The organism is Acinetobacter sp. MF4640 (assembly GCF_002018895.1).
GTDB lineage: Bacteria > Pseudomonadota > Gammaproteobacteria > Pseudomonadales > Moraxellaceae > Acinetobacter > Acinetobacter johnsonii.
Map to the genome: position 1 here is coordinate 1 of NZ_MVOM01000140.1, position 837 is coordinate 837.

At 39.2% G+C, this 837-nt stretch carries 1 protein-coding gene; it reads left to right on the forward strand.

From position 1 onward, the window contains the following. Nucleotides 1-783, forward strand: a 783-nt coding sequence (locus tag MF4640_RS18805) for an IS5-like element ISAha2 family transposase (protein WP_078390503.1), incomplete at its 5' end; no start/stop codon positions are given. Nucleotides 784-837: the final 54 nt, after the last annotated feature.

Sequence of the window (837 nt, forward strand, 5' to 3'; positions counted from 1 at the left end):
TACTCCGATACGGCTATTCAATGCTGTTTAATGATCAAATCTTTATTTAGACTCTCTTTACGCATGGTCACAGGTTTTGTTCAAAGTCTGATTAAACTTTGTGGATTAAATTGGACCGCACCAGATTACAGTACGCTTTGTCGAAGACAAAAACATATTGATATTGCGATTAGCTATCAAAAAAGTAGTGATGGGCTACATCTACTCGTCGACTCAACTGGCTTAAAGTTTCTAGGTGAAGGTGAGTGGAAACGTAAGAAACATGGACCTGAATATCGTCGCCAATGGCGTAAGCTTCATATTGGCATCGATGCTGAAACCTTGCAAATACGTGCAGTACAGCTTACTACAAATAATGTGAGCGATTCGCAAGTACTCGGTGATTTACTTGCTCAAATTCCCTTAGATGAACGAATTGATTCGGTCTATACCGATGGTGCTTATGACACGAAGCACTGCAGACAAGTCATTCTAGATCGAGATGCACATGCGCTCATTCCGCCAAGAAAAAATGCAAAACCATGGAAAGATCAGAAATTGAGATCTTTAGAGCGGAATGAGTTACTGAAAACAGTTAAACGTTTAGGAAGAACGCTTTGGAAAAAATGGTCTGGTTATCATCGTCGAAGTTTAGTTGAAACCAAGATGCATTGCATCAAACTATTAGGTGATAAATTAACAGCAAGGAGTTTTTCTAGTCAGGTGAATGAGATTCATGCACGCATAGCCGTATTGAACAAATTTACAGAATTAGGTCGTCCTCATACCCAAGTTGTCACTTGAATTCTGTTCAAATGAGCAGAGTGTTATCTTTTAAATCTTTGTGCAACAAAGCCG